Origin of the sequence: Kitasatospora sp. MAA19 (assembly GCF_029894125.1) — a bacterium.
In the GTDB taxonomy this organism is placed as follows: domain Bacteria; phylum Actinomycetota; class Actinomycetes; order Streptomycetales; family Streptomycetaceae; genus Kitasatospora.
In genome coordinates, this window is the sequence record NZ_JARXYZ010000001.1 from 443,918 (window position 1) to 470,537 (window position 26,620).

At 74.5% G+C, this 26,620-nt stretch carries 20 protein-coding genes and 1 tRNA gene; 10 read left to right on the forward strand and 11 right to left on the reverse strand.

All coding sequences use genetic code 11. The annotated features are described in order from the left end of the window. Positions 1-18: 18 nt before the first annotated feature. Positions 19-102: transfer RNA gene (locus P3T27_RS01980), tRNA-Leu, on the forward strand. A gap of 69 nt (positions 103-171) precedes the next feature. Here the strand turns inward: P3T27_RS01980 and P3T27_RS01985 are convergent. Next, on the reverse strand, positions 172-1,320 hold the full coding sequence (locus P3T27_RS01985) for a histidine kinase (protein ID WP_280673918.1): 1,149 nt from the start codon (positions 1,318-1,320) through the stop codon (positions 172-174). Continuing rightward, on the reverse strand, positions 1,317-1,967 hold the full coding sequence (locus P3T27_RS01990) for a response regulator transcription factor (RefSeq protein ID WP_280674109.1): 651 nt from the start codon (positions 1,965-1,967) through the stop codon (positions 1,317-1,319). Before P3T27_RS01990 ends, P3T27_RS01985 begins: the two co-directional genes overlap by 4 nt. Before the next feature lie 402 nt (positions 1,968-2,369). Here P3T27_RS01990 and P3T27_RS01995 point away from each other — a divergent pair, with 402 nt between their 5' ends. Further along, positions 2,370-4,139, forward strand: a complete 1,770-nt coding sequence (locus tag P3T27_RS01995) for a phosphatidylglycerol lysyltransferase domain-containing protein (protein ID WP_280674110.1) — start codon at positions 2,370-2,372, stop codon at positions 4,137-4,139. Positions 4,140-4,307: 168 nt separating this feature from the next. Continuing rightward, positions 4,308-5,108, forward strand: a complete 801-nt coding sequence (locus P3T27_RS02000; RefSeq protein ID WP_280673919.1) for a hypothetical protein — start codon at positions 4,308-4,310, stop codon at positions 5,106-5,108. On the opposite strand, the gene P3T27_RS02005 is transcribed toward P3T27_RS02000, so the two are convergent. Continuing rightward, positions 5,098-7,977 carry a SpoIIE family protein phosphatase gene (locus P3T27_RS02005; protein ID WP_280673920.1) on the reverse strand — a complete coding sequence of 960 codons (2,880 nt, stop codon included), beginning with the start codon at positions 7,975-7,977 and terminating at the stop codon, positions 5,098-5,100. The two genes, P3T27_RS02000 and P3T27_RS02005, sit on opposite strands and share 11 nt — an antisense overlap. A 249-nt stretch (positions 7,978-8,226) precedes the next feature. On the opposite strand from P3T27_RS02005, the gene P3T27_RS02010 reads away from it, so the two are divergent. The 4 genes from P3T27_RS02010 to P3T27_RS02025 all read left to right on the forward strand — a co-directional run bounded on the left by P3T27_RS02010 (position 8,227) and on the right by P3T27_RS02025 (position 13,719). Beyond that, entirely contained in the window at positions 8,227-9,441 is a 1,215-nt protein-coding gene (locus P3T27_RS02010) for a rhodanese-like domain-containing protein (protein WP_280673921.1), read from the forward strand. A gap of 120 nt (positions 9,442-9,561) precedes the next feature. After that, a complete protein-coding gene (locus P3T27_RS02015; RefSeq protein ID WP_280673922.1) occupies positions 9,562-10,221 on the forward strand; it encodes a DUF5819 family protein in 660 nt (219 codons plus the stop codon). After that, complete coding sequence (locus P3T27_RS02020; protein ID WP_280673923.1) at positions 10,218-11,561, forward strand: HTTM domain-containing protein; 1,344 nt, start codon at positions 10,218-10,220, stop codon at positions 11,559-11,561. The genes P3T27_RS02015 and P3T27_RS02020 overlap by 4 nt, the downstream gene beginning before the upstream one ends. A 10-nt stretch (positions 11,562-11,571) precedes the next feature. After that, positions 11,572-13,719 (forward strand): FUSC family protein, encoded by a 2,148-nt coding sequence (locus tag P3T27_RS02025; RefSeq protein ID WP_280673924.1) that lies wholly within the window; start codon positions 11,572-11,574, stop codon positions 13,717-13,719. Between the two features lie 144 nt (positions 13,720-13,863). On the opposite strand, the gene P3T27_RS02030 is transcribed toward P3T27_RS02025, so the two are convergent. Then, positions 13,864-14,067 carry a hypothetical protein gene (locus P3T27_RS02030; RefSeq protein WP_280673925.1) on the reverse strand — a complete coding sequence of 68 codons (204 nt, stop codon included), beginning with the start codon at positions 14,065-14,067 and terminating at the stop codon, positions 13,864-13,866. 98 nt (positions 14,068-14,165) lie between these two features. On the opposite strand from P3T27_RS02030, the gene P3T27_RS02035 reads away from it, so the two are divergent. Both P3T27_RS02035 and P3T27_RS02040 read left to right on the forward strand, forming a co-directional pair. Then, entirely contained in the window at positions 14,166-14,813 is a 648-nt protein-coding gene (locus P3T27_RS02035) for a helix-turn-helix domain-containing protein (protein ID WP_280673926.1), read from the forward strand. 5 nt (positions 14,814-14,818) lie between these two features. Continuing rightward, entirely contained in the window at positions 14,819-15,568 is a 750-nt protein-coding gene (locus P3T27_RS02040; protein ID WP_280673927.1) for a TrmH family RNA methyltransferase, read from the forward strand. Between the two features lie 265 nt (positions 15,569-15,833). On the opposite strand, the gene P3T27_RS02045 is transcribed toward P3T27_RS02040, so the two are convergent. The 5 genes from P3T27_RS02045 to P3T27_RS02065 form a co-directional block, all read right to left on the reverse strand. Then, the gene (locus P3T27_RS02045) at positions 15,834-16,874 is read right to left on the reverse strand and encodes a peptidoglycan-binding protein (protein ID WP_280673928.1); all 1,041 of its coding nucleotides are present in this window, start codon (positions 16,872-16,874) and stop codon (positions 15,834-15,836) included. 216 nt (positions 16,875-17,090) lie between these two features. Continuing rightward, complete coding sequence (locus tag P3T27_RS02050) at positions 17,091-18,014, reverse strand: pyridoxamine 5'-phosphate oxidase family protein (protein ID WP_280673929.1); 924 nt, start codon at positions 18,012-18,014, stop codon at positions 17,091-17,093. An 18-nt stretch (positions 18,015-18,032) separates the two neighbouring features. Then, the gene (locus P3T27_RS02055) at positions 18,033-18,503 is read right to left on the reverse strand and encodes a VOC family protein (protein WP_280673930.1); all 471 of its coding nucleotides are present in this window, start codon (positions 18,501-18,503) and stop codon (positions 18,033-18,035) included. Between the two features lie 176 nt (positions 18,504-18,679). Next, on the reverse strand, positions 18,680-19,693 hold the full coding sequence (locus P3T27_RS02060) for a hypothetical protein (RefSeq protein WP_280673931.1): 1,014 nt from the start codon (positions 19,691-19,693) through the stop codon (positions 18,680-18,682). Positions 19,694-19,979: 286 nt separating this feature from the next. Continuing rightward, positions 19,980-22,124 carry a protease pro-enzyme activation domain-containing protein gene (locus P3T27_RS02065; RefSeq protein ID WP_280673932.1) on the reverse strand — a complete coding sequence of 715 codons (2,145 nt, stop codon included), beginning with the start codon at positions 22,122-22,124 and terminating at the stop codon, positions 19,980-19,982. Positions 22,125-22,380: 256 nt separating this feature from the next. Here P3T27_RS02065 and P3T27_RS02070 point away from each other — a divergent pair, with 256 nt between their 5' ends. Beyond that, the gene (locus P3T27_RS02070) at positions 22,381-22,947 is read left to right on the forward strand and encodes a CGNR zinc finger domain-containing protein (protein WP_280673933.1); all 567 of its coding nucleotides are present in this window, start codon (positions 22,381-22,383) and stop codon (positions 22,945-22,947) included. A gap of 58 nt (positions 22,948-23,005) precedes the next feature. Here the strand turns inward: P3T27_RS02070 and P3T27_RS02075 are convergent, their stop codons facing one another. Further along, positions 23,006-24,496: an FAD-dependent monooxygenase gene (locus P3T27_RS02075; RefSeq protein ID WP_280673934.1), complete on the reverse strand. Its 1,491-nt coding sequence runs from the start codon at positions 24,494-24,496 to the stop codon at positions 23,006-23,008. 260 nt (positions 24,497-24,756) lie between these two features. Beyond that, complete coding sequence (paaN, locus tag P3T27_RS02080; protein ID WP_280673935.1) at positions 24,757-26,457, reverse strand: phenylacetic acid degradation protein PaaN; 1,701 nt, start codon at positions 26,455-26,457, stop codon at positions 24,757-24,759. Positions 26,458-26,620: the final 163 nt, after the last annotated feature.

The following is a 26,620-nucleotide window of genomic DNA, read 5'->3' on the forward strand; positions in this document are numbered from 1 at the left end:
AACGAAGACGACACCCATGCGCGGGTGGCGGAATAGGCAGACGCGCTGGATTCAGGTTCCAGTGCCCGAAAGGGCGTGGGGGTTCAACTCCCCCCTCGCGCACAGCGAAGCCCCGCAGATCTACGGATCTGCGGGGCTTTCTCGTTGTTCCGTCCGCGGTGCCACACAGGATCAGGAACGGGTGGCGGGCAGCTCGGCGCGGACCTCGAAGCCGCCGTCCGGGGTGGGGCCGGCGGTGAGGGTGCCGCCCAGCAGCTGGGCGCGCTCGCGCAGGCCGACCAGGCCGTGGCCGCCGCCCGGCAGCGTCTCGGCCGGGTGGACCGGCGGTGCGTCGTTGCGCACCTCGACCCGCAGCCGGCGCCCCTTTGCCCGGACCTTCACGTGCACGGCCGCCTCCGGCGCGTACTTGGTGATGTTGGTGAGCGCCTCCTGGACGGTGCGGTAGGCGGCCCGCTCGACCGCCTCCGGCCACGGGCGGTCACCGGGGTTCAGTTCGGTGTCGGCGGCCAGCCCGCTCTCCGCGATCAGCCGGGGCAGGTCGGCCAGCCGGGGCTGCGGCGCGAGCGGGGCGTCGGGGCGCGCTCCGGCGGTGCCGCGCAGCACCCCGACCATCTGGCGCAGCTCGTCGAGGGTGCGGACGGCCAGCTCGCGGATGGTGCGGGCGGTGGTCGCGGCGGCCGGGTCGCCGGTGCTCACCTGGAGCGCGCCGGCCTGGATGCTGATCAGGCTGACCTGGTGCGAGACCACGTCGTGCATCTCGCGGGCGAGCCGGCCGCGCTCGTCGAGCAGCACCCGCTCGGCGAGCAGCCGGCTCTCCCGCTCCTGGCCGCGGGTCAGCTCGTCGAGCCGGGCGGCCAGCTCCCGCCGGGTGCGGGAGAGCAGCCCGGTGGCGGCCGGGCCGGCGGCCAGCATCACCGACTGGATGGCGTAGAGCGCGGTGTCCCGGCTGAGTTCGAGGGTCTGCCCGGACAGCGGCCAGTGGAAGAACTCGACCAGCGTGAACAGGGTCGCGCAGGGGATGACGACCCGGCGGCGGGAGCGCTCGGCGGCCACCGTGTACACGGCGGTGATCGGGGCCAGCCAGATGTCGTCGACGTAGCTGCCGGGCATGGTGAGCAGCAGCACCGCCACCGGGAAGCGGCGGCGCCAGAACAGTGAGACGGCGGCCAGCACGGAGAGTGCGAGCTGCCACCACGGGGTGCCCCGGGCGACCAGGGCGGCGTCCAGCAGGGAGTACAGGACGGGCAGCAGCAGCATCAGCCAGGGTGCGGTGCACCAGGCCGGGAGCCGTCTGGACGGCAGCTGTTCGGTGGCCGTCATGCCCCGTCGCCGGGTTTCGGCCGGACCAGCCCGGCTCGGTGGGCGAGCACCGCCGCCTGGACCCGGTTGGCCGCGCCGAGCTTGCCGAGGATCGCGCTGATGTGGTCCTTGACGGTGCCGGTGCCGAGGAAGAGGCGGTCGGCGATCTCGGCGTTGGACAGGCCCTCGCCGAGCAGGGCCAGCACGTCCAGCTCCCGCCCGGTCAGGGTGCGGGCGAGCGAGGTGGCCTCGGCGTCCGGGCCGCCGCCGTCCACGTAGCCGCCGATCACGGTGCGGGTGACGGTCGGGGACAGGATGTTGCCGCCCGCCGCGAGCACCCGGACGGCGTGGACCAGCTGCTCGGGGGCGGTGTCCTTGAGTAGGAAGCCGGCGGCGCCGGCCCGCAGTGCGGTGCCTATGTACTCGTCGGTGTCGAAGGTGGTGAGCATCGCCACGGCGGGCGGGTCCGGCAGGGCACGCAGGCGGCGCAGCACCGAGATGCCGTCGAGGTCCGGCATCCGGATGTCGAGCAGCACCACGTGCGGGCGCAGGCGCTGGACGAGCTCCTCGGCCTGGCCGCCGGAGCAGTCGCCGACCACCTCCAGGTCGGGGGCTGAGCCGACGATGAGGCCGAGGCCGGAACGGACCAGGATCTCGTCGTCCACGATCAGCACACGGGTGTCGGTGATGGTGCCTCCTCGGTTCGGGCGGCCGGGCTCGGGCGGTCCGCGCGGGTCGTTTCGAGGGTAGGGGTAGCCGGGGCGGGGCGCCGAACGGATGGCGGGTCTGCACCCCCGCCGTTCGGCGGGGGTGGGAATCCGCTACCCGGTTCACGCAATTCTCAGGCCGGGTGGGGAACCATGGAGTTGGCTGCCCTTTGTCGGCCTGCTCCACGCGGTGGGCGCCCGGTCGAGGTGAGGGCCGCCGGTCAGTCCGTCGGGCCCGTGCGGGCGCCCGGCGCCGGGCCGTGTGCGGATGCGCCCCACCATCTGATCGTTTGGAATTGAGCTGTGTCGTCCACTGTGAAGTCGGAGCCGTCCGCCACGTCCACCGGGCCCCGGCCCGGCGGCGTGCTCGCCCGGTGGCGCCCGAGGGCCGCCGTGGCCTCCGTCTGGTACCTCAGGCTGCTGGCGCTGCTGAACGTGGCGACGGTGCTGCTGGTGCCGTTCCGGGACCAGGTGACCGAGCACAACGAGGGTGAGTACTTCACCCCGTACCTGATGACCGCGGGCCTGGCCAGCGCGGTCCTGTCGATCTTCCTCGCCGTCGCGATGCGGCGTCGCAAGCGGGCCGCCTGGATCTTCAACATGGCGCTGTCCAGCCTGTTCGCGCTGCTGTACCTGGCGGTCATGGTGCTGCCCGACGAGCGCTTCAACCGGCACCCGCTCAACTACATCTCCACCGTGCTGACCTGCCTGTTCGTGCTGTCGCTGGTGGTCGGGCGCAAGGAGTTCACCTCCAAGGGCGACCGTTCCAACCCGAAGACCGCGGCCGCCGCGTTCGTCGCCGGGCTGCTGTTCGGCGGCGGGGTCGGCGCACTGCTGGTCTGGCTGACCAACGGGCTGAGCGGGGCCGACTTCTGGGACCTCTTCCGGTACTCGGTCGGCCGGATGATCACCATCACCCCGACCGAGCACCTGCGTTCGGTGATCTCCGCGCCGACCTGGGTGAACGCGGCGATCAACGCGATGGGCGCGGTGCTCTTCCTGCTCGTCCTGTACGTGGCCTTCCGCAGCCCGCGTGGCAAGGAGCTGCTGAACCCCGAGGACGAGTCGAAGCTGCGCTCGCTGCTGGACAAGCAGGGCGAGCGGGACTCGCTCGGCTACTTCGCGCTGCGCCGGGACAAGGCGGTGATCTTCTCCCCCAGCGGCAAGGCGGCGGTGACCTACCGGGTGATCGGTGGGGTCTCGCTCGCCTCGGGCGACCCGATCGGCGACCCGGAGGCCTGGCCGGGCGCGATCGACGCCTGGCTGTCCGAGGCCCGCGAGCACGCCTGGGCGCCGGCCGTGATGGGCGCCTCCGAGGAGGCTGGGGTGATCTACGCCCGGCACGGGCTGGACGCGCTGGAGCTGGGCGACGAGGCGATCGTCGAGCTGGACGAGTTCTCGCTGGACGGCCGGGCGATGCGGGTGGTCCGCCAGGCGTACAACCGGGTCAAGCGGGCCGGGTACACGGTGCGGATCCGCCGGCACGAGGACATCCCCGAGCGCGAGATGGCCGAACTGGTGGCCAAGGCCGACCAGTGGCGCGACGGGGCGACCGAGCGCGGCTTCTCGATGGCGCTCGGCCGGCTCGGCGACCCGGGCGACGGCCGCTGCGTGATGCTGGAGTGCCACGACGGCGACGGCGAGCTCAAGGCGCTGCTGAGCTTCGTCCCGTGGGGCCCGGACGGGCTCTCGCTGGACCTGATGCGCCGGGCCCGGGACACCGAGAACGGCCTGATGGAGTTCATGGTCATCGAGCTGCTGCAGCGCGCCGACGAGGTCGGGCTGAAGCGGGTGTCGCTGAACTTCGCGATGTTCCGCTCGGTCTTCGAGCGTGGCTCGCGGCTCGGCGCCGGTCCGGTGCTGCGGCTGTGGCGTTCCATCCTGGGCTTCTTCTCGCGCTGGTGGCAGATCGAGTCGCTGTACCGGGCGAACGCCAAGTACCGGCCGATCTGGGAGCCCCGCTACCTGCTCTTCGAGAAGAGCAGTGAGATTCCGCGGATCGGCATCGCGAGTGCGCGGGCCGAGGGCTTCATCGTCGCGCCGAGCCTGCCCGCCCTGTTCCGCCGTCGGCACGCCGGGGCCGCCGTGGTGGCGCCCCGCCTCCCGGTCGCGGCGCGGGACGGGAAGGGGTAGCCCTCCGCCGGGGGGCGGAGGGGACCGGACGGCCGGATGGGGGTGGGATCGGGGATATCTCTCCCCCCAGAGGATGACCCTGCTCCCCATCAATGCCGATGTGGATTTGTTAAGAGGCTTCTAATGTTGGAGTAGTTGGGAAAGTTCGGGGATTCAGGAGAAACGGCTGTGATTGACAGGACCCACGCGGGGGGCGTGCGAAAGGGGCCGCTGGCAGTAGCCGGATCGGCCGCTGTCGCCGAGTGGGGGACGTTGTACGCGACGGTCCGGGACGCGGTGGTGCGGCGGAAGTTCGCCGCCGTTCCGATGGCCACGGCGGCGACGTTTCTGATCCTGCTGTTCAGCATCACCCAGCACCTGCCGGGCGGTGAGCGCTTCGTCAACCACATCGGGGTGGTGAAGGCGGCGCTGCCGCTGGACGTCTCGCTGCTGCGGACGCCGCTGTCGCTGTACGTGCCGGCGCTGGACCTGCCGGTCTGGGGCGCGCTGGCCCAGGTGTTCGTGGTCTTCGGCGTCGCCGAGATCGTGCTCGGCCGGCGGATGACCCTGGTGGTGGCCTACACCTGCACCCTGACGGGCACGCTGTTCGCCCGGATCGGCGTGGCGCTCGGCCCGGGCCACCTGTTCGGCTTCCCGAAGTGGGTCGCCTACGTGCGGGACACCGGGCCGTCGGCCGCGGTGGTGGCGCTGGCGATCTGCATCGCGTTCCGCTGCCGGGCCTGGCTCACCGCCGGCCTGGTGGTGGTCATGATGGTCGGCGAGGCGGTCGTGCTGCCGAACCTGGCCGGTCTGGAGCACGTGGTCGCGGTGATCACCGCGCTGCTGCTCGCCGTGTCGGTCGAGGTGTTCGGGGACTTCTGGCCCCGGGTGCTGGCCGGGGTCGGCGCCGCCACCTCGGTGGCCGCGGTCACCTCGCGGGAGGTCGCGGTGGAGGCCCGGCGCGGAGCGGCGGGCGCGGTCACCCCCTGACCGGTGCCGGGCCCGGCCGACAGGCGTGCGGCAGGGGGAGTTCGAACCAGACGACCTTGCCGACCGCCTTGCGGGCGGTGCCCCAGCGTTCGGCGAGCTTGGTCACCAGGGTGAGGCCGCGGCCGGTCTCGCCGAGCTGCTCGGCCGGCTCCAGCGAGGGCAGGTTGTGGTTGTCGTCGCTGACCTCGACCAGCAGCTTGTCCACCCGGATCAGCTGGAGCTGGACCCGGTCCCTGGCCACCCGGACGGCGTTCGTGACCAGCTCGCTGACCAGCAGCTCGGTGATGTCGCTGAGTGCCTCCAGGTGCCAGCCGGCCAGCTGCTCGCGGACCAGTGAGCGGGCCCGGCGCACCTCGCGGTGGTCCACCGTGAGGTCCCAGGTGGCCACCTCGGACGGGGCGACGCCGTCGAAGCGGGCCACCAGCAGGGCGACGTCGTCCTTCCGGTCGTCCGAGTGCAGCCGCTTGAGCACGACGTCGCAGGCCTGCTCGGGGCTCTGCCGGGGGTCGATCAGGTTGCCGCAGAGCGCGGCCAGGCCCGCTCCTATGTCACCGCCCCGGACCTCGACCAGGCCGTCGGTGCACAGCACCAGCATCGAGCCGTCCGAGACGTCGATGGTCTTGGCCACGAACGGCACCCCGCCGACCCCGATCGGTGCGCCGGCCGGGATCTCCAGCAGCTCGCCGGAGCCGTCCGGGTGGACCAGCACCGGCGGGACGTGGCCGGCGCTGGCCAGCTCGCAGGTCCGGTTGATCGGGTCGTAGACCGCGTACAGGCAGGTGGCGAGGTGGTCGTCGCCGAGCTTGTGGGCCAGGTTGTCCAGGTGCCGCAGCAGCTGGCCGGGCGGCAGGTCGAGTGCGGCGAGGGTCTGCATGGCCGTCCGGAAACGGCCCATCGCGGCCGCCGAGTGCAGGCCGTGACCCATCACGTCGCCGACCACCAGGGCGACCCGGCTGCCGGGCAGCTGGATCGCGTCGAACCAGTCGCCGCCGACCTCGGCCTTGGGGTCCCCCGGCAGGTAGCGGTGGGCGATCTGGACGCCGGGGATCTGCGGCGGACGGGTCGGGATCATCGAGCGCTGCAGGGTGGTGGCCACCCTGGCCTCGGCGCGGTGCAGCCGGGCGTTGTCGAGCGAGAGCGCGGCCCGGACGGCCAGCTCCTTGAGCGTGGCGGCGTCGCTCTCGTCGAAGGGCGCGCGGTCCGGCAGCCGGAGCAGCTTGAGGATGCCCAGCACGGTGCCCCGGGCGGACAGCGGCACCACCAGCATCGAGCGGCCGGTGACCACCGGGGCCAGCCGGGCCCCGCCGAGCGCGATCGCGTAGTCGACCGCGACGTCCGCGCTGACCACCGGGACCAGCACCGGCTGGTTCAGCTGCAGGGCCATCCCGGGCGGGGTGCGGCGCGGCATGCTGACCAGCGAGCCCTCGGCGAGCACGTGGTCCCAGGCGCCGCTGGTCTCGTTGTAGACCAGGGCGACCCGGCGGAGCATGGTGTCGTCGTCCGGCCGGGCGACCGGCAGCTCGGAGTCGGAGATCAGCCCGTCCACCAGGTCCACGCAGGCGAAGTCGGCGACCCGGGGGACCAGCACCTTGCAGAGCTCGTGTGCGGTGAAGCCGAGGTCCAGGGTGGTGCCGACCTTGCCGCCGACCTCGTTCAGCAGCGCCAGTTGCTCGCCGGCCTGCCCGTTGGTCAGGAACGAGCCCAGCCGCCCGGGCGGACCGCCCTCGGCGTCGCCCGGGGCGTGGGCGGGAGGGGCCTGATCGGCGTGGCGGGCCGGGTGGCCGGTGGCGGGCGGTTCGACGGCGGCCGGCTCGATGGCGGCTCCTCCTCCGGTCGGGGACGGGACGGCCTGGGACAGGGCGGTCGGGGCCGGGGTGGTCGGGGCCGGGGTGGTCGGGGCCGGGGTGGTCAGGGACGGAACACCTGCCGGGGCGCCGGTGGGCTGGGCGGCGGACCGCTCGGCGGCCTCGCGCTGGGTCGGCAGCGGGCCGGACGGCCGGCCCCGGACGGTTCGGGCCGCGGGCGAGGACTGCTCGGGCTGCGGCGGCGGGCCGACCCGGGCGGCGCGTTGCTGGGCGGTCGGGTAGCGGCGGCCGAGTCCGGCGGCGGCGTGCGCGGCGGAGGCCTGCGGGTCCGCGGGCAGGACCGGCAGTACGGTCGCCGGGTCCAGCCGCAGCGCGGGCAGACCGGCCTGGTCCAGCACGTCGAGCAGCAGCGCCCGGCGGTCGGCCGAGCCGGCCGGCAGCAGCCCGGCCAGCTGGTCGGCCGGCAGGAGACCGGCGCGCAGCCGGCCGGGCGGGGTCAGGGCCGCGCCCAGTCGGTGGAAGCCGCCCCGGGCGGGCGGGGTGGCGGCGAACGGCAGCAGCCGCTCGCCGAGCGCGAGCCGGGGCCCCGCGGTGCGCAGCGGCCGGGCGTCGGCGGCGAGGGCGAGCAGGCCGCCGGGCGGGTCGGGCAGCGGGTAGGCCCACCAGAGCACGTCGCGCAGGTGCTCCTCGCGGTCGATGACGGCCATCTGGCCGGCCCAGGGGCGGCCGGTCGCGGTCAGTGCGGCCAGGGTGTCCAGGGCGTCGCAGCGGCGGCGCAGGACGGGCCCGGTGGCCTGCCCGGGGGCGCCGAACGGCTCCACGGCGGGCAGCAGACCGCTGGCCGGGCGGTCGTGGGCGACCTCGGCGCGGTGCCCGAACAGCTCCTCGGCGGCCCGGCTCCACTGGGCGATCCGTCCGGTCCGGTCGACCAGGACGAGGGCGAGCCGGACCAGGGCGGCCACGCCGGTCGGGTGGTCGCCCGGCACGGTCTCGGCGTCCGCCGGACGCGGTGTGGAGTTGGACTCGGCCACCATGGATTCGGTCTGCTCCCGCCTGGCCGCCACGCCTGGAGGCGGCCGTCTCTCCGGAGGAAGGCACGCTGCGTGGGTACCAGCGAAGCACGGACCGGGCCGGGCTCGATAGCGAAACGGGGAGATTCCTCAGGATCGGTTGCGTGTCGCGCAGCGCGCGCCGGTTCGCACTCCTCGTTCACCCGGACGGGGCTTTCGCGCACGAGGGTAGGGTGGCAGGCCGGGCCACCCCGCGAGGCGGCTCCGCAGGACGCAGCCGGCCGGACGAGACAGAGGCGAGAAGTGACCGCGCAGAGCCCCGTCCGCTGGACGGACCCGCAGCAGCAGGAGTTGGAGGAGCGGGTCGCCGCCGCCGAACTCGCCTGGCTCAGCATGGACGTCGACGTGCAGACGCTGCGGGTCGAGATCGACAACTTCGCCCTGATCCACCATCAGCTGCTCGGCCCGCTCTACGCCCGGCTGGACGAGCTGGAGGCGCTGGTCGCCGAGGCGGTCGCGGCCCGGACCGGGCGCCCCGAGGACCTCCGCCGGGCCGCCGAGGCCCGTCGGCAGGTCGACGAACTGCCCGACCTGGACGCGCTGTTCGACTCCGTCCGGGAGCAGGAGGCGGCCCCGCCGCCGCCCGCCGCGCCGGCCCGGGTGCGCCCCGGGCGGGACGCCCAGCGGGTCTACCGCGAGCTGGTCCGCCGCGCCCACCCCGACCTCAGCACCGACCCGGCCGAGCAGCAGCGCCGGGCCGCGTTCCTGACCCGGGTCAACGAGGCCTACGCGCTCGGCGACGCCGCCGCGCTGGAGGGCCTGGCCGCCGAGTGGTCCACCGCGCCCGAGGCCGCACCCGCCGCCGACTCCCCCGACCGGCTGGAGTGGCTGCGCCGCCGGCTGGAGTGGCTGACCGGCAAGATCACCGAGACCGCCACCGAGCAGGTCCGGCTGGAACAGACCCCGATGGGCCAGCTGCTCGCGCTGGCCCCGCAGGACCCGGACCGGCTGCTGGAGCAGCTCGCCGAGGAACTGCTCGCCAAGGCCGCCGCCCAGCAGGCCGAGCTGGAGAGGCTGCTCGGCGGCCCGGCCGCGGGCGACGGCCACCGGCGGCCGGTGGGCGACAATGGCACCGACCCGACCCTCCCCCCGCCTTCGGCCGGGAGGTACCCCCACCAGGAGAGCCACACGATGTTCGCGCAGATCCCCTCCGCCACCGCCGCCGCCGTGCCCGCCGACGCCGTCCTGCTGGACGTGCGCGAGCAGGACGAGTGGGACGCCGGCCACGTGGACGGCGCGCTGCACATCCCGCTCGGCGAGGTGATCGCCCGGATCGGCGAGCTGCCGGACGGGAAGCTGTACGTGCTCTGCCGGGTGGGCGGCCGCTCCGCGCAGGTCGTCCAGTACCTGGTCCAGCAGGGCCGGGACGCGGTGAACGTGGACGGCGGCATGTACGCCTGGGAGGGCGCGGGTCGTCCGATGGTGAGCAGCACCGGCCAGGACGCCTTCGTCCTCTAGCGCTCGTCGGACGAGCGCCGGCACCGTCTTCGAACTGCCGATGCCTGCCGGTAGGGCAGGATGGGCGCGCGACCGCGCGGGCACGGGCCCGGGCGGCGCGCCGACCGGGCAGGGGAGGCCATGCCGGAGACGACGGGCCGCCCGGCCGCCGGACGGGTCTGGTCGACGCCCGCGCAGCTCGTGCTCGGCCTGGCCGGGGCGGTGCTGGTGGTCGGTACCGGGCTCTTCCTCGCCGCGGTGTTCCTGCACGTCGCGCCCGCCAACTCGGTGTCCCGGCAGTACCGGGACGAGGTCGACGGCCTGGTGTACCCGGAGTTCGAGCAGAACTGGAAGCTGTTCGCGCCCAACCCGTTGCAGCAGAACGTCAGTCTGGACGCCCGGGTGCGCACCGCCGTCGACGACGGCACCACCCGCACTCGTGACTGGACCGGGCTGACCGCGCAGGACCTCGCCGCGATACGGGGCAACCCCGCCCCCAGCCACGTCGACCAGAACCTGCTGCGCCGGGCCTGGGACTTCTACGACGGCTCGCACAACCCGCAGGACGAGGCGCTGACCAACCCGCGCGGCAAGCTCGCCGAGCAGTACCTCAAGCGGATCGCCCTGCAGCGGATCGGTCGGGAGGTGGACGGCGAGCGGATCCTGGAGATCGAGTTCCGGGTGACCGCGGCGACCGTCCCGCCGCCGTCCTGGAGCGGCGAGGCCGCGCCGCCGGCGCCGCGGGTGCGCGAGCTGCCCTGGTGGCCGGTGGGCGACGAGGACTACCGGGGGCTCGGATGAGCGAGGTGTCGCCGGAGACGTCGGTGCAGGCGTCGGTGGAGGTGTCCGCGGAGGCGTCCGCAGAAGTGTCGCCGGAGGTCTCGCAGCCGGTTGGGCCGGGGCGGCTGGAGGGCATCCCGCGCCAGGTCGGGCAGTCGGCCGACCTCGACCCCGACCCCGGCGTCGGCGTCGGCGTCGGCCCTTGGCCCGGTCCGGCGCCGCGCCGGCCCGGCTCGGCCGAGTCGGTCGCCCGGGCGATGGCGGCCTTCACCGGGCGGGCGCTCGGCCGCCACCAGGCCGCAGTGGTGCGGATCGGCTTCGGGCTGGTCTGGCTCGCCTACCTGCTGCGCGAATGGCCCAACCGGCGGGTGCTGTACGGCGACCGGTCGCCCTGGTCGATGGACCTGGCCGAGCGCCTGCTGTCCGACAACGGGGCGTTCACCGTGCTGCCGTGGTTCGGCGGGCGGCCCTGGTTCGAGCTGGTCTACCACCTGGCGGTGCTGGCCGCCGTCGCGGTGGTGCTGGGCTGGCGGACCAGGGCGAGCACGGTGCTGTTCCTGGTCACCGTGCTGTCGCTGCAGAACCGCAACGTCTTCCTCGGCGACGGCGGCGACAACGTCGTCCACCTGATGGCGGTCTACCTGGTCTTCACCCGCTGCGCCGAGGTCTGGTCACTGGACGCTCGACGGGCCCGGTCCGGGCGCGGCGGGGTGGTGCTCTGGGCGGTGCTCGGCGCCGTCCTGGCGGCCTGTCAGTTCGGCGGTTTCGCCGGGGATAGCCTGACCTGGACGGCCCGGGCCTTCCCGTACGTCGGCTGGGCGCCGCTGTTCTGGGGGCTCTGGGTGGTGGCCGGGCTCTGGTGGACGCTCGGGCGGCTGCGGCCGGACGGCGAACCGCGTGCGGTGCTCGACGCGCTGGCGAACATGGTGCACAACTGCGCGATGCTGGTGATCGCCGTCGAGGTGGTGCTGATCTACGCCACGGCCGGCTGGTACAAGGTGCAGGGCTCGCGCTGGCAGGACGGCACCGCGCTGTACTACCCGCTGCACCTGGACTACTTCACGCCCTGGCCGGGGCTGTCCGCGCTGGTCGGTTCGGCGCTGCTGCCGGTCTTCCTGATCTCGTACGGGACGGTGATCGTGCAGGTCGCGTTCCCGTTCACGCTGCTCAACCGGCGGGTCAAGAACGTGCTGCTGGCCGTGATGACGGCCGAGCACCTGGGGATCGCGCTGCTGCTCGGGCTGCCGGTGTTCTCGCTCGCGATGATCGCGGCGGACGCGGTGTTCCTGCCGACCGGCGCGCTGCTCTGGCTGGCGGCGCGGCTGCGGCGGATTCGGCGGCCACGGGTGCCGGTCGCCTAGGCTGGCCGCCATGTCCTGGTTTGCCGCCCTTCGTGACACCGCGCGGACCGGACTCACCCTCGACCGGGCGCTCACCGACCCCAAACGGGCCGTCCGCGGGGCCGTCGCCGTCGCCCTGGTGCTCTTCCCGACCCTGGCGATCGGGGGGCCGGCCCTCGCCACCTCCGCCGCCATGGGCGCCTTCATCGCCGGCACGGCCACCTTCCAGCGCAGCTTCCGGCCCCGGGCCAGCCTCGCCGTCGCGGCCGGCCTCGGACTCGGCGCCAGCACCTTCCTCGGCTACCTCGCCGCCGGGGTCACCGGCCTCTTCCCGGTGCTGCTCGCGGTCTGGGCCTTCGGCGCCGGGCTGGCCTGGGCGATCGGGCCGACCGCCGGGATCGTCGCCGCCAACACCGTCTCGGTGATGCTGATCGTCGTCCAACTCCCCGTCAGCGTGCTCGCCGCCCTCGGCCACGGACTGATCTGCGCGCTCGGCGGTGTCGTCCAGGCCGTCGTCATCACCCTCTGGCCGATCGGCAGTTGGACCGCCCAGCGGGACGCCCTCGCCGACACCTACGCCGAACTCGCCGACTACGCACGTCGGTTGCGTCAGGATCCGACCGCGCACGTCGACCCGGCGCCGTTCATGACCGCCCGCCACGCCGCGGCGCTCACCCCCTGGCAGGACCGCCACCGGCCGCCCGAACTGCGCGGCCTGCGCGGCCTCGCCGAACGCATCCGGCCCACCCTCGCCGCGCTCGCCGACCCCAAGGTCGGCGCCCCCGCCGAAGGACCGGAGCGCGACCGGGCCCGCGAAGTCCTGGCCGCCGCCGCGGAGGCCATGGACGCCCTCGCCCGGGCCATCCGCACCGGTGATCCCGTCCAACTGCCGCTCTCGGCGCCATCGTTGACCCTCGCTCCGCCGGTCGACGGCCCCCGGTTGCAGGGGGCCGCCCGGCGCTCGTCCCGGCGGCTCGCCGGACTGCTGCGCAAGGCCTCCGACGCCCTCGACCGCGGCGACGAGGACACCGTCAGCACCCCGGTGGTCGGGGCCGGCGGGGCGCTGCACAAGCCGCCGCTGTTCCGGATGCTGCCGGTCGCGCTGCGCTCGGTGCAGCGCCAGCTCCAGCCGCGCTCGGCGGTCTGCCAGCACGCCGTACGGCTCGCCGGGGTGGTCACCGTCGCCTACCTGCTGGCCCGGCTCATTGGGTTCCACCACGGCTACTGGGCGCCGATGACCGCCGCCATGGTGATGCGGCCCGACTTCGCCCAGACCTACAGCCGGGGCGTCGCCCGGCTGGCCGGCACCGTCGTCGGCGTCGCCGTCTCCACCCTGGTGGTGCAGCTCACCCACCCCGGCCAGTGGGTGCTGGCCGCGCTCGCGGTGCTCTGCATCGGCGGGGCGTACCTCACGCTGAAGACCGGGTACGCGCTGATGACCGTCGGCATCTCCTCGTACGTGGTGTTCCTGCTCGGCCTGCAGCCCGGCGACCCGCTCGCGACCGCGTTCGAGCGGGTCGGGCTCACGCTGCTGGGCGGGTCGGTGGCCCTGGTGACGTACGCGCTCTTCCCCACCTGGCAGACCGCCCGGCTCGGCGAACGGCTGGCCGAGTGGCTGGCCGCCGCCGGGCGGTACGCGGCCGCGGTGATCGCCTGTTACGAGAACCCGGCCGCGCCGCGCGGACGGGCCGTGCGGACCGCGCTGCTGGACTCCCGGGAGGCCCGCTCCGAGCTGCTCCAGGCCATGCAGCGCGCCGACGCCGAACCCGGCCGGCACGCCTCCGGGCTGCCCGGGGTGAACCGGCGCCAGGTCGACCGGGCCCGGGCGGCCGTCGGGCACCTCGGGCGGGTCGCCGTCCTGCTGGAGGCCCACCTGCCGGCCGCCGACGCGGACCCGGTGCCGGGGACGGCGGAGTACGCGGAGGAGCTGCGGCTGGCCACCGCGCTGGCGGGGGCGGCGCTGCTCACCGGGCAGCCGGTGGAGTTCGGCGCCGTGCGGGAGGCGCAGACGCGGTTGGAGGAGCGGCTGGCGCAGGCGCCGGCGGGGGTGCAGCGGGACGTCGTGCGGGCGGCGACGCGGCTGCTGGGGCAGGCGTTGAAGGACCTGGAGCGGGCGCTGCGGGGGCGGGAGGACATCCGGGGGCCGGAGGACGCGCGCAGGCCCGGGGGCCGGCGGTAGGCCGCTCCCCGGGCCGGGAGGCAGGCGGTCCGGGGGCCGGAGGACGCGCGCAGGCCCGGGGACCGGCGGTAGGCCGCTCCCCGGGCCGGGAGGCAGGCGGTCCGGGGGTCAGGCGGTGCGCCACCGGCCGCCGGAGGCCTGGGCTCAGGCGGCCAGGGCGGTGTCGGCGGCGGTGGTGTCGGGGGTGAGCAGGTCGCGCATCCGGTCGTCGCCCAGGCGCTGCTTGAGCAGGCGCAGGGCGGCGCGGGCGCGGTCGAGCTCCCAGGCGAGGACGGCCTCGCGCGGGTGGCGGGTGCCGTCGATGTCGGTGTGGACGGCCGGCACAGTGGTGCTCGCGGTGGTGCTCACGGCGTCGCTCCTCGGCTCCTCAACGATACGGAGAGATTTTATCCGCTTCACTGACGCTAGCATAGAGGGAGAGGATTTCTCCGGTTAGGGAGTTGCCGATGAGGGCCGACGCGGAACGCAGTCGGCGCAGGATCCTGGACGCCGCCTGCGAGGTGTTCCTGGAACGGGGCCCGGACGCCCCGCTGGACGCCGTGGTCCGGCGGGCCGGGGTCGGCCCGGCCACCCTCTACCGGCGCTTCCCCGACCGGGAGGCGCTGGTCCGCGCACTGGTCACCGACCTGCTGGCCCGGCTCACCGAGGCCGCCGACCAGGCCCGGCTCACCGAGGCCGACCCCCACCGGGCGCTGCGCCGCTTCGTGCACGCCGCCGCCGACCTGCGGATGGGCGCGGCGATCGTGGTGCTGCTGGAACGGCTGGTGGTGGACGAGGACCTGGTCGCCGTCCGCCGCGGCGCGGTCACCGCGGTCGAGGCACTGCTGCGCGCCGCCCAGGACGCCGGGCGGCTGCGGGCCGACGTGGGGATGGGCGACCTGGTGCTGCTCTGCGTCCGGGTGTCCCGCCCGCTGCCGGGCGCGCTGGCCGCGCTCGACGCGGACGGCTCGCTGGTCCACCGGCACCTGGACCTCGCGCTCGCCGGGCTGGCCGCCGAGCCGGACGGCCCGGCGGGCCCGCCGCTCGGCTTCGACGAGGTGATCGCCGCCGCCGGCCGCCCCGGCGAGCCCGCCCCGGGCGGGGTGGCAGAGTGAACGCCATGGACGACGAGGTGCTGCGGGCGTGGCGGGCGGGGGAGCGGGAGCCGGGGGCGGTCCTGCTGGACGGGTTCCACGTGCTGAAGCACGCGCTGCGCTTCGGCGGGGACGTCCGGCGGGTGCTGACCGCCGACCGGGCGGCGCTGCTGGCACTGGCCGGGGAACTGGCGGCGGACGTCGTGCCGGCGCTGGACGCGCTGGCGGTGGAGCTGCCCGAGGCGCGGCTGCGGACGCTGGCGCCCCGGCTGCACCCGACCGGGGTGGTCGCGCTCGCCGTGCGGCCCTCCGCCGAGGCGAACCTGGCGGCCCTGGCGCGGCGCCCGCGCCCGGCGCCGGTGGTGCTGCTGGAGAACCCGCGCAACCTGGGCAACGTCGGGGCGGTGATCCGGCTGGCGGCCGGCTTCGGCGCCACCGGGGTGGTGACCACCGGCGACCTGGACCCCTGGCACCCGAACGTGCTGCGGGGCAGCGCGGGCCTGCACTTCGCCACCGCGGTGGAGCGGCTGGCCCTGCCGGAGCTGCCCGCCGGGCCGCTGTACGTGCTGGACCCGGAGGGGGCGGACATCCGGACGCTGCCGTTCCCGGACGACGCGCTGCTCGCCTTCGGCACCGAGCGGCACGGCGTCTCGGCGGAGCTCAGGGCGCGGGCGGACCACCTGGTCTCGGTGCCGATGCAGCCGGGGGTGTCCAGCTTCAACCTGGCGACCAGCGTGGCGATGGGGCTCTTCCACTGGATGTCGTCGAAGGGGTGAGGCGTGGGGGGCCCCCGGGGGGGGCCCCCCCCCCCGGGGGGGGGGGGGGGGGGGGGGGGGGGGGGGGGGGGCGGGGGGGGGCGGCGGGCGCGGGGGCCGGCCCCGCCCGGGGCGGGGGGGACACCGGGGGGGGGGTTGGGGCGTTGGGGGGGGGGGGTGCCCTTTTAACCCGGGGCCCCCGGGGGGGGGGGGGGGGGGTGGGGGGGTGGGTTTTGGGGGGGGGGGGGGGGGGGGCCCGCGGGGGGGGCCCCCACGCCACGGCGCGTCAGGAGAAGAGCCGGCGCCAGGTGTCCGGGCCGGGGTAGCCGTCGGCCTCGGCGCCGCGCCAGCCCTGGGCCTGCTGGAACGCCTGGGTGGCCTTGCGGTCGGCCTCGCCCCAGCGCGGACCGGGGCCCTCGGTGTAGAACCGGGCGCCGCCGCGCTGGACCAGCAGCCGGCCGAGCTTGGTGACGTACGCGTTGTTCGCGCCGGGGCCGAACGTGTCCGCGCCCGGGAAGGCCGTGGCGGAGGTGCCGTCGTCGCTGCCGCCGGACAGGCCGGTGCAGCGGTACGGGACGTAGGAGCCGGAGTTGTTCCAGTAGGCGTACGGGGTGTCGCGCTTCTTGGTGCCGGGGGAGGTCTGCTCGTAGGCGAGGTAGCGGGTGCGGGAGGAGTCCGCCCAGCCGCCGAAGATCACCACGTGCGAGCCGGCCTGCGGGTCGGCCGGGTTGTTGTAGACCAGCACGTCGCCGGGCTGGAGGTCGGCCTTGCCGATCCGCTCGGCGAAGTTCGGCAGGGTCCAGGTGGTCTGGCTGCTGCCGAGGCCCCAGGCCATCGAGACGAAGCCGGAGCAGTCCTGCCGGTAGCCGTCCGACCAGTAGCGGCCCATGCTGTACGGCACCTGCTGGTCGACCCAGCCCTGGGCGCGCTGGATGATCTGTGCCCGGGTGAGCGGCTGGGCGGCGGCGCGCGGGGCGGCGAAGGCGCGGGTACCGGAGGCTTCGCCGTAGAGGCCGCTCACCTCGCCCTGCGGGGTCTGCGGGGGCTGGGCGGCGGAGCTGCCGCCGCCCGGAGTGGGGCCGGGGATGGGGGCCGCGGCGGCCTGCCCGGCGGCGGCCGTGCCACCGCCTATCGCGGTGCCGACCGCGGCCATCAGCACCGCGGCCCGGCGGCGGATGCTGCGGGCTGCGGCGTGCCCGCCCTCGTGCACCGGTGCGGCGTGCAGCCGGGCGCGGCGGCGGGCGCTGCAGCCCCCGCATACGCAGTCCTCCTCCGGTTCGACCTCGTCGAACTCCAGCAGCGGGGACAGGTGGTCGGTACGGGTCATGCTCCGCCTCTTTCCTGCGGTCTTCCTGGTCGACGCCTGACGGCGTGACAGGACTGGCCTTCCCGGGCCGGCTCCGCGTGTTATCGGGACCAAAGTCCCAAAGCGGGCGGAACGTGGCGCGGCGGATTACGCCGGGTGGGTGACGACCGTTCGGCGGCCCGGGCGTGGCGCAGACGGGGCGGAGGAGGTAGGGGCGGTACGAACCCTGGTGGGTGGTCAGGCGCCGCGGGTGGGTGGGTTGGCCGGGGAGTATTCGGGATCGGTCCAGGTCAGCGGGGCGGCGTCGGCCAGTTCGAGGACGCCGGTGACGGTCAGTTCGACCGTCCGCTCGGCGCCCGGGGCGGCCTGCCGGGCCTCGGCGGACCAGTCCGTCCGGGCCTCGCCGGTGACCAGGAGCGCCCCGCCGGTCTCCCAGTCGGGCAGCAGCAGCCCGGCGCGCGGGTCCAGCTCCAGGTTGCCGAGGGTCAGGAACATGCTGTTGCCCGGGTATTCGGGCCAGCGCAGCCGGTCCGGCGCCACCGCCTGCAGGAAGCCCGGGAAGCCGCCCCGGTGGGAGGCGTCCACGCTGCCGTCCGGGCCGGTGGTGGCGATGAAGAAGGTGTCCACGGTGGCCGCGGTCAGCCGCTGCAGGGTGGACAGCACCGGCCCGGCGGTGACCGCGCGCGGCGCCCCGGCGGCCGGGCGGTCCTGCGGGCTGCGGCGCTGGATGTACTTCGGGCAGTTCGAGATCACCTGCTCGGCGGCGACGTTCAGGCCGCCCCGGCCGTCCGGGGTGGAGCGGCCGTTGAGCCGCATCCGGCGGCGGCCGGCCGGATCCAGCGCGATGGTGCCGACCCGGGCCGGGCGGGCCAGCGCCTCGGCCAGCGGGTCGGCCTCGGCCGGGTGGGCGGCGACCGCCATGGTCCGCTCGTCCGGGGCCCGCAGGAAGCCGGCCGGGCCGGTCAGCTGGGTGGCCCAGACCCGGCCGTCCCGGTCGGCGGCGCCGACGACCAGCATCCGGCGCTCGGTGAGGAAGCGGGCGGCCACCGGCGGGACGGTGTCGCGGATCGACCGGCCGACGTGGTCGGCGCGCTCGCTCACCCCGGCCCGGGCCTGGGCGGCCCGCTCGCCGCGGTGGTAGGGCGTGCTGGTGGTGGTCATGGCCGGCTCCCCCAAGCCCTAGAAGAAGCCGCAGGTCGGGGCGTCGGCGGTGGGCGCGGCGGCGGTGGTCCCGGCCACGCCGGTGCGGGTGTAGATCTCCAGTCGGATGCCGTCCGGGTCGGTGAAGAAGATGCCGCCGGAGGCCGAGCCCTCGCTGTGCGGGACGACGCCGTCGTAGGCGAAGCCGGTGCCCAGCTCGCGCAGCAGCGACTCGGCGGTGCGGACCTCGTCGAGGCTCTCGACCTCGAAGGAGAGGTGGTGCAGGCCGGGGGTGGTGGTGGCGAAGGCGCCCTCGCTCTGCTGCCAGAGCGTCACCACCAGGCGGCCGTCCCGGCCGAGCAGGGCGAAACGGCGCTGCGGGTCGGTGCCCTGGTGGGTGACCTCCAGGCCGAACAGGGCGCGGTAGAAGTCGACCGAGCGGTCCAGGTCGGTGACGTTCAGGCCCACGTGGCCGGTCTGCAGGGTGTGGAGCAGGGTGGGGCCGGACATGCCTGATCACTCCCGGGGCTGGGGCGGCCGGCAAGGCCTCTGCCTAACCGGTACTCATGAAAGTACGGGTTAGGTGATGAGGCGTCAACCGGCGTGGGGGCATGAAGGGGTTAGATCTGGGTGCGGGCAGGCGGAAGACCCGCCGGGCACGGAGCCCGACGGTTCGACGGGGACGGTTACTGCCACTCCCAGCGGATGCCGATGTGGCCGGGCTGCTGGTCCGGCGCCAGCACGTGGGCGCTCGCGGAGGCGCCGATCCAGAGCTGTTCGCGGCGGTGGTCGACGTCCGCGCCCGGCTCGCGGTCGTAGCGCTCGCAGTGCGCCGGGACGGCCGCCGGGTCGAAGTGCACCTGGAGCACGTACTCGCGCACCGGGGAGGCGAAGCGGCGGCTGTACTCCATCGTCGGGCCGCCCGGCGGGATCTCCACCTCGTACTCGAAGACCGTGCTGTCGCCGAGTGCCAGCGGGCGGTCCAGCATCAGCTCGCCGACGGTCAGGCCGACCTCCGGGCGACGCCGGACCCGACCCAGCCGGCCGTGCCGCACCGAGGTGATCTCCGGGCAGCCGGTGGCCTCCTCGTCGGCCTTGTGCACGACCAGGCAGCGGCCGACGCCGCCGACGGTGGCGCGCACCACCTGGCGCATCCGCAGCAGGTTGCCGCGCCGCTCGGCGTCCACGTAGTACGAGTCGTGGATGCTCAGCCGTTCCAGCTCGCCCGGCGGCGGGGCGTCCAGCTCGGCGAAGATGTCCGCGATCTGCTGCTCGCCGGGCCAGACGTCCTCCAGCCCGAGGTGGCAGGTGTTCGCGGCGGCGGCCCAGCGGCCGCGCGGGCGCGGGGGGCCGAGCAGTGAGGTGAGCGCGCTGTGCGGCAGCCCGAGCAGCTCCTCCAGCAGGTGGACGGCGCGCAGCGAGCTGGCCCGCTCGGGCTGGCTGCGTCCGCGTCTCCAGTAACTCAGCGTCGTGACACTGACCCTGACGCCACGTTGGGTGAGCGCGGCCCTGATCCGGTCCAGGCTGAGGCCGCTGGCCTCGATGGCCACATGCAGGGTCTCCGCGAAGCCGCCCGTGGCGGCGGGCCGCCCGGCGGGCGGGGGCGCCGGCGCCGGTGCGGGTACGGACGGGCCGGGGTGCTCCGGGCGCAGCCCGACCAACCGGAGCCGCGCGGAGTCCTGAGGCTGCTGTGCGGCCATGCGGTAACCCTCCCCACCACGTGAGTCCGGTGGGAGCGGGGCGGTGTCGAGGCCCGCCACCGACGGCTTCACCGAGCTTTGGGGAACCCTATGCACGGTCGAGAGGCTACGTCATCAGGCGTGCGTATGACAGTGGTCACGGCAGGTGAACCGCAAGGTTATTGATCTTGAAACAGTGTGGAAACACGCGCTCCCGCCGCCGGCGCGGCGGGACGGACGCACACCGCCGGGGCGGGCCGTGTCGGCGCCGCCCCGGCGGGGGTCAGGTGGTGCTACCGGCTCGTGGTCAGTTGACGTTCAGCGCGACGTCGTCGATCACGAAGCTGGTCTGGTTGGAGCCGTCCTCGGTGCCGGTGAACTTGATGGTCACCGTCTGGCCGGCGAAGGAGGAGAGGTCCAGGGTGCGCTGCACGTAGCCGGCCGCGGCGTTCACGTTGGAGTACGTCGCCAGCGTGGTGCTGTTGGCCTGGACGGTCAGCTTGTCGTACGCGGTGGAGCCGGTCTCCGCGGTGTCGATGTGCAGCCAGAAGGTCAGGCTGGCGGACTTGCAGCCGGTCGGGATCGAGACGGTCTGCGACATGGTGTCGGTGTGGGCGCTGCCGTAGCCGTCCATCCAGGCCTTCCAGCTGCCCGAGTGGGCTGGCTGCGAGGAGCCGTTGTCGACGACGCCGCTGGAGGCCGTCCACGGGGCCGCGCTGCCGGTCTCGAAGCCGCCGTTGCCGACCAGCTGGGCCGCGGTGCAGCCGCCGGGCGGCGGGGTGGTGCCGCCGCCGAGCAGGGCGGTGGTCAGGCCGTCGGCGATCGGGGAGCCCCAGCCGGTGACCTGGTCGTAGCCCGCCTTGGCCGGGAAGTCCTGGTTGGACCCGCTGGTCACGTCGTGGAAGGCGCCGGCGGAGCCGCTGCCGTTCGCGACCGAGTACAGTCGGGGGCTCGCCTCGCCCAGGACCGGCTGGGAGGCCGCCTTGGCCTTCTGGTTGAACTGGGCCGCGTAGCCGGACCACAGCGGCGCGGCCGCGCTGGTGCCGCCGTAGACGTTCCAGGAGCCGCCCGTGTAGATCGCGAAGCCGCTCGCCGGGTCGGCGTTGGAGGAGACGTCGGGGACGGTGCGCATGGTGCCGCTGACCCCGGTGCCGGTCTGCCAGCTCGGCTTGCTGAACACGGTGGAGACGCCGCCGCCGGCGGTGCTCCAGGCGCTCTCCGAGGAGTAGGAGGTGCCGGACACCTTGAGGTTGGTGCCGCCGACACCGGTCTGGTGCGGGCTGGACGCCGGGAAGTCGACCGCCTTGACCGACGAGCCGCTGGTGGAGCGGGTGCAGTCGCGCGAGCCGTCGTCACCGGAGGCCGAGAAGATCGAGATGCCCTGGGCGGCGGCCTGCTTGAAGGCGTTGTCGACCGCCGTCATCGAGGCGGCGGTGGTGTCCGGCTCGCAGGAGCCCCACGAGATCGAGACGACCGAGACCTTGTTGTCGGCCACGATCTTGTTGGCCATGTCGATCTCGCCCTGGTCGCTGTTGGGCGCCTCGTAGACCAGCTGGGTGGCCTTCGGCGCCGCGCCGCGGACGATCTCGCTGTCCAGCTCGACCTCGCCCTGGCCCTGGCCGGGGGCGGAGTCGTAGTTGGCGCCGTCCACCGAGACCGTGGAGACCGCCGGGCCGCTCAGGCCGTACTGCGAGTCGTAGGTGGTCAGGTTGGCGGACTGGTAGCCGTCGAACTCCCAGAGGGCGACCGTCACGCCGGTGCCGTCGGCGCCGGTCTTGTTCAGGTTGTAGGCGCCGTCGTACTGCGACGGGCCGAAGCCGCTCGGGGTGGCGGAGGCCGCGTTCGGGGTGATCGAGTTCGGCTTGGCCAGGCGGTTCTTGCGCACCGCGTGGTTGTCCAGGCCGCTCACGCCCTGGACGATGCCGGCCAGGTCGGACGGGATCGAGGCGGCGGCGTCGTTGGCGAAGAAGGCCCGCTGCAGCTGCGGGTCGACGTAGGCGCTCTCGTGGGTGCCGAAGGCCTGCGAGACCTGCGCGGTGGTGCCGTGGGCGCTCACCACCTGGCGGTTGGCGCTCACCTCGGTGACGGTCAGGCCCTGGGCGGCCAGGTAGGCCTTGACCTGGTCGACGGAGGCCTGGGACGGCCCGAACTGGGCGGTGAACTGCTCCGGCGTCAGGTACTTGCCGAACTCCGGCGTGCCGGGCGTGGTGACCGCGGTGAGGAAGCGGTCCAGGGCGTCGGTGTTGCGCAGCTTCAGGCTGACGGCCACCGAGATCTGCTGCTCGGCCGGGACGTCACCCTTCTTCTCCGAGTGGGCCACCGCCGGGTTGACGGTGTTCGGGAGCGCGACGCGGGGTGCGGGGGCGGCCTGCGCGGTGGAGACGCCGAGCGAGACGGCGGTCAGGGGCAGTACGGCTATCGCCGCGGCGAGGGCAAGAGAGCGGGGGCGCAACGGATCCTCCTCTTGGCCGGCTGTGGGGGCCGGCAAGGGGCCAGGCGTTCCGGGGTCGAGAACGCTGGCTAGAACATGACAGAACCGGTAACGGAAGTGGTTCATGGTCAAGCAATTCGTTGCTAAAAAACAGTCAACTGTGGACGCCTGGAAATGCGGCTGTTCCATACAGTGAATGGCCGGAATTCCGGAACCGGTCCATACCAATGGGGGCAGGAGGGGCGGACGTAGAATCGGCTGGAGCCGAGGGAGAACGATGACTGACGTGATGGCGGACCCGAGGGACCCCCGACCTCTGATCGGTGAGCCGCTGGCGCTCGACCTGCTGAACACGCGGTGGTCCGGCACGCCCGTCAACGACCTGCTGGCCGCACCGGACGGGTACGAGATCTGGCTCTCCTCGGCCGGCCTCGCCGACCGCTGCCGGGTGGCCGATTCGGGGCTCGCGGCCCTGCGGGAGGCCCGTGAGACGCTCGCCGGCGCGGTCCAGGACCTCGACACCACCGGCGAGTTGGGGCCGGAGGCGGTGGCCGGGCTGAACGGCGTGCTGCGGCACGGGCGGCTGCGGCGGGAACTCGGCGGGCAGGGGCCGACCGAGCACGTCGAGGTGGACCGGGCGGAGTGGCTCGCGGCCTGGCTGGCGGTGGACGACTTCCTCGACCTGCTCGACCAGGGGGCGCACCGGATCAAGCAGTGCGCGCACGAGGCGTGCATTCTGCACTTCTTCGACACGTCGCAGAACGGGCGGCGCCGATGGTGCCGGATGGCGGTGTGCGGGAATCGGGCGAAGGCGGCGCGGCACTATGGGAAGGGCCGGGCCTGACCGACGGCCCGGCGGCGGGTCGGCGGGTGCGGGGATCGCCGCACCCGCCGACGCCGGGTCAGGCCGGGGCGCCGAGCCAGCTGGTGAGGGCGGCGCGCAGCTCGCCCTGGCCGGGGTCGACGGCGGCCCAGGCGGCGTAGCCGTCCGGGCGGATCAGCAGGACGGTGTCGCGCAGCTTGCCGTGCGGGTCGGCCGGGGCGGCGGTGACCATGCGGTCCGCCCAGGGCTCGGCGGCGGCCAGTTCGTCGTTGCTGACCAGCACGAACCGCCCGGCGCGCAGCGCCTGGTAGAGCCGCTCGGGGGCGGCCGGGGCGCCCTCGACGGGCTTGCGCAGGGCCGTCAGCCGCAGGTCCGGGACGCGCTTGCCGACCTGCGGGTGGGCGTCCTTCGGGGCCGGGTAGGCGATGCCGATCCCGGAGATCATCCGGGCGCCGCGTTCGGTGACCAGGTCGAGGTGGCCGCCGATCGTGGTGAGCGCCCCGCGCAGGGCGCGGGTGGGCGCGGACTCGGCGAGCGCGAGCCGGATCAGTGCGCCGGAGGTGCGCAGAACCGTCCGGCCGACCGGGTGCCGCTCGCTCTGGTAGGTGTCGAGCAGGGCGTCGGTGGCGTGGCCCTGGAGGGCGGCGACGAGCTTCCAGGACAGGTTGGCGGCGTCCTGGAGGCCGGTGTTCATGCCCTGGCCGCCGGCCGGCGAGTGGCAGTGGGCGGCGTCGCCGGCCAGGAAGACCCGGCCGGAGCGGTAGTTGGGGGCCTGGCGTTCGTCGCTGTGGAAGGTGGAGCTCCAGCGGACGTCGTGCAGGCCGAGGTCCTCGCCGAGGGCGGCCCGGGCGATGGCGGCGAGGCGCTCCGGCGAGGGGCTGGTGCCGTCCGGCTGCCGCTCGGCGCGGTCCCAGGCGATGAGGCGGTACCAGCCGTCGCCGAAGGGGGCGAGGAAGGCGAAGCCGGCCTCGTTGGCGCCGACGGTGATGGCGTCGGCGGGCTCGCGCTCCAGCCGGACGTCGGCGAGCATCACGGAGTCGACCACGGACTCGCCGGGGAAGGGGATGCCGAGCAGGTCCCGCACGGTGGAGTGGACGCCGTCGGTGCCGACCGCGTACCGGGCGTGGTGGCTGCCCCCGTCGCGGGTCTCCAGCGTGACGCCCTCGGCGTCCTGGCGCAGGGCGGTGACCTCGGCGCCGCGCAGGATGGTCGCGCCGGCCTTCTCGGCGCGTTCCTGGAGCAGCCGTTCGACGTGGTACTGCGGGGTGACCAGGACGAACGGGAAGCGGGTGGGCAGCGAGCCGAGGTCCACGCCGAAGCGGTTGAACATCTTCAGGCTGGTGAGCGGGCGGCCGGTGGCGATCAGGTCGTCGGCGAGGCCGCGGGCGTCCAGCAGCTCCAGGCTGCGGGCGTGCACGGCGAACGCCCGGGTGAGGTTGGACTCGGCGGCGCGCTTCTCCAGGACGGTGACGCCGACCCCGGCCGCGGCGAGATCGCCGGCCAGTAGCAGTCCGGTCGGTCCGGCACCGACGATCAGGACGTCGGTGGCGGTCGTCGGCTTCGCGGTCATGTGTCAGCTCCCGGTGTTCGGAGGGCGGTTGGACGCCGTTTCCCGGCGTTCTCCCAGACTCCATCATCGCGGGCGTGCCGGAAGCTGTGAACCGCCGGGCCCCGGGACGGGCGATCACCGGACGCGGGGGCCGTGAACCGCCGGGCCCCGGGACGGGCGATCACCGGGCGCGGGGGCCGTGAACCGCCGGGCCCCGGCGACGGGTGATCGCCGGGGCCCGGGGTGGACGAGCGGAGGGTCAGGGGTGGACGGGCGGGGGCTCAGCCGTGGCGGCGGACCTCCACGGTGCGGAACCGGTTGGCGACGAACGCGCCGTCGCAGTAGGCCGAGTTGGCGGCCGGGTTGGCGCCGGTGCCGTGCAGGTCGGAGAAGGCGGCGGTCTGGTTGGGGTAGACGCCGCCGGTCAGGTTGAGCGACAGGGAGACGCCGGCGTCCAGCGCGGCCTCGACCAGCAGGGCCTCCACCTCGGGCGAGGTGGTGTAGCCGGAGGCCGTCATGGCGCCCTTGTCGCGGACCGTGGTGCGCAGCAATTCGACGGCGGCGGGGGTGGATTCGACGGCGACGGCGAAGGAGACCGGGCCGAAGCACTCGGTGCGGAAGACCGCGCGGTCGTCCGGCTTGTCGGCGTCCAGCTTGACCAGCGCGGGGGTGCGGACGGTCGCGCCGGGGAAGTCCGGGGAGGTCACCGCTCGCGGGGCGAGGGCGAGTTCGCCGTACTCGCCGCCGGCCGCGGCGGCCGAGCGCTGCAGCACGCCCGGGTTGACCACGGCGCCGAGGATGCCCGCGGCGCGGGCGTCGTCGGAGAGCAGGCCGTCGATGGCGGCGGCGAGGTCGGCGACCACCTCGTCGTAGGACTTGTCGCCCTGGTCGGTGGTGATGCCGCCGCGCGGGATCAGCAGGTTCTGCGGGGTGGTGCACATCTGGCCGCTGTAGAGCGAGAGGGCGAAGGCCAGGTTGCCGAGCATGCCCTTGTAGTCGTCGGTGGAGTCGATGACCACCGCGTTGACGCCGGCCTTCTCGGTGTAGACCTGGGCCTGCCGCGCGTGCTCCTCCAGCCAGTCGCCGAAGGCGGTGGAGCCGGTGTAGTCGATCAGCCGGATCTCGGGGCGGACGGCGAGGGTCTGGGCGACGGTACCGCCCTCGTGCTCGACGGCCAGGCAGACCACGTTGGGGTCGTAGCCGGCCTCGGCGAGCACCTCGCGGGCGATCCGGACGGTCAGCGCGAGCGGCAGGACGGCGCGCGGGTGCGGCTTGACCAGCACCGGGTTGCCGGTGGCCAGCGAGGCGAACAGGCCGGGGTAGCCGTTCCAGGTGGGGAAGGTGTTGCAGCCGACCAGCAGCGCCAGGCCGCGCGGGACGACGGTGAATTCCTTGGTCATCACCAGCGGCTCGCGCTTGCCCTGGGGCTTGGTCCAGCCGGCCCGGCGGGGCAGCCGGGTCTGCTCGGCGTAGGCGTAGGCGACGGCCTCCAGCCCGCGGTCCTGGGCGTGCGGGCCGCCGGCCTGGAAGGCCATGCCGTAGGCCTGGCCGGTGGTGTGCATGACGGCCTGGGCGAACGCGTGGGAACGGGCGTTGATCCGGTGCAGGATCTCCACGCAGACGGCGGCGCGCTCCAGCGGGGTGGCGGCGGCCCAGCCGGGCCGGGCGGCGCCGAGCGCGGCGATCAGCGCGTCCGGCTCGGCGTGCGGGTAGCCGATGCCCAGCTCGATGCCGTACGGGGAGGCCTCGCCGCCGACCAGGTCGCCGTCGGCGGGGTGGCCGTCGAGGGTGAACGGCTTGCCGAGCAGGGCGTCGAAGGCGGCCTTGCCGTCCGTGGGGCCGCTCTCGCCGTACGCCTTCGGGAACTCGGGGTAGGGCGACCAGTAGTCGCGCTTGGCGGCGGCGTCGAGGGCGGCGTCCAGGGTGGCCTGGTGGCGCTCGACCAGCTCGCTGACGAGGGGGTGGGTGACCGCTGCGGACATCTGTGCGCTCCTCAGGAGGGAGGACGGGACACGTCACAGAGTAACCGAACGATCGGTCGGCTCACGAGGGTGTGGGGGACGGAATCCGGGAGAACGTGCGGGGCGGAATTCGGGAAAGCGCGTGGGACGGGATCCGGGAAAGCACGCGGGGGCGCGTCCGTGG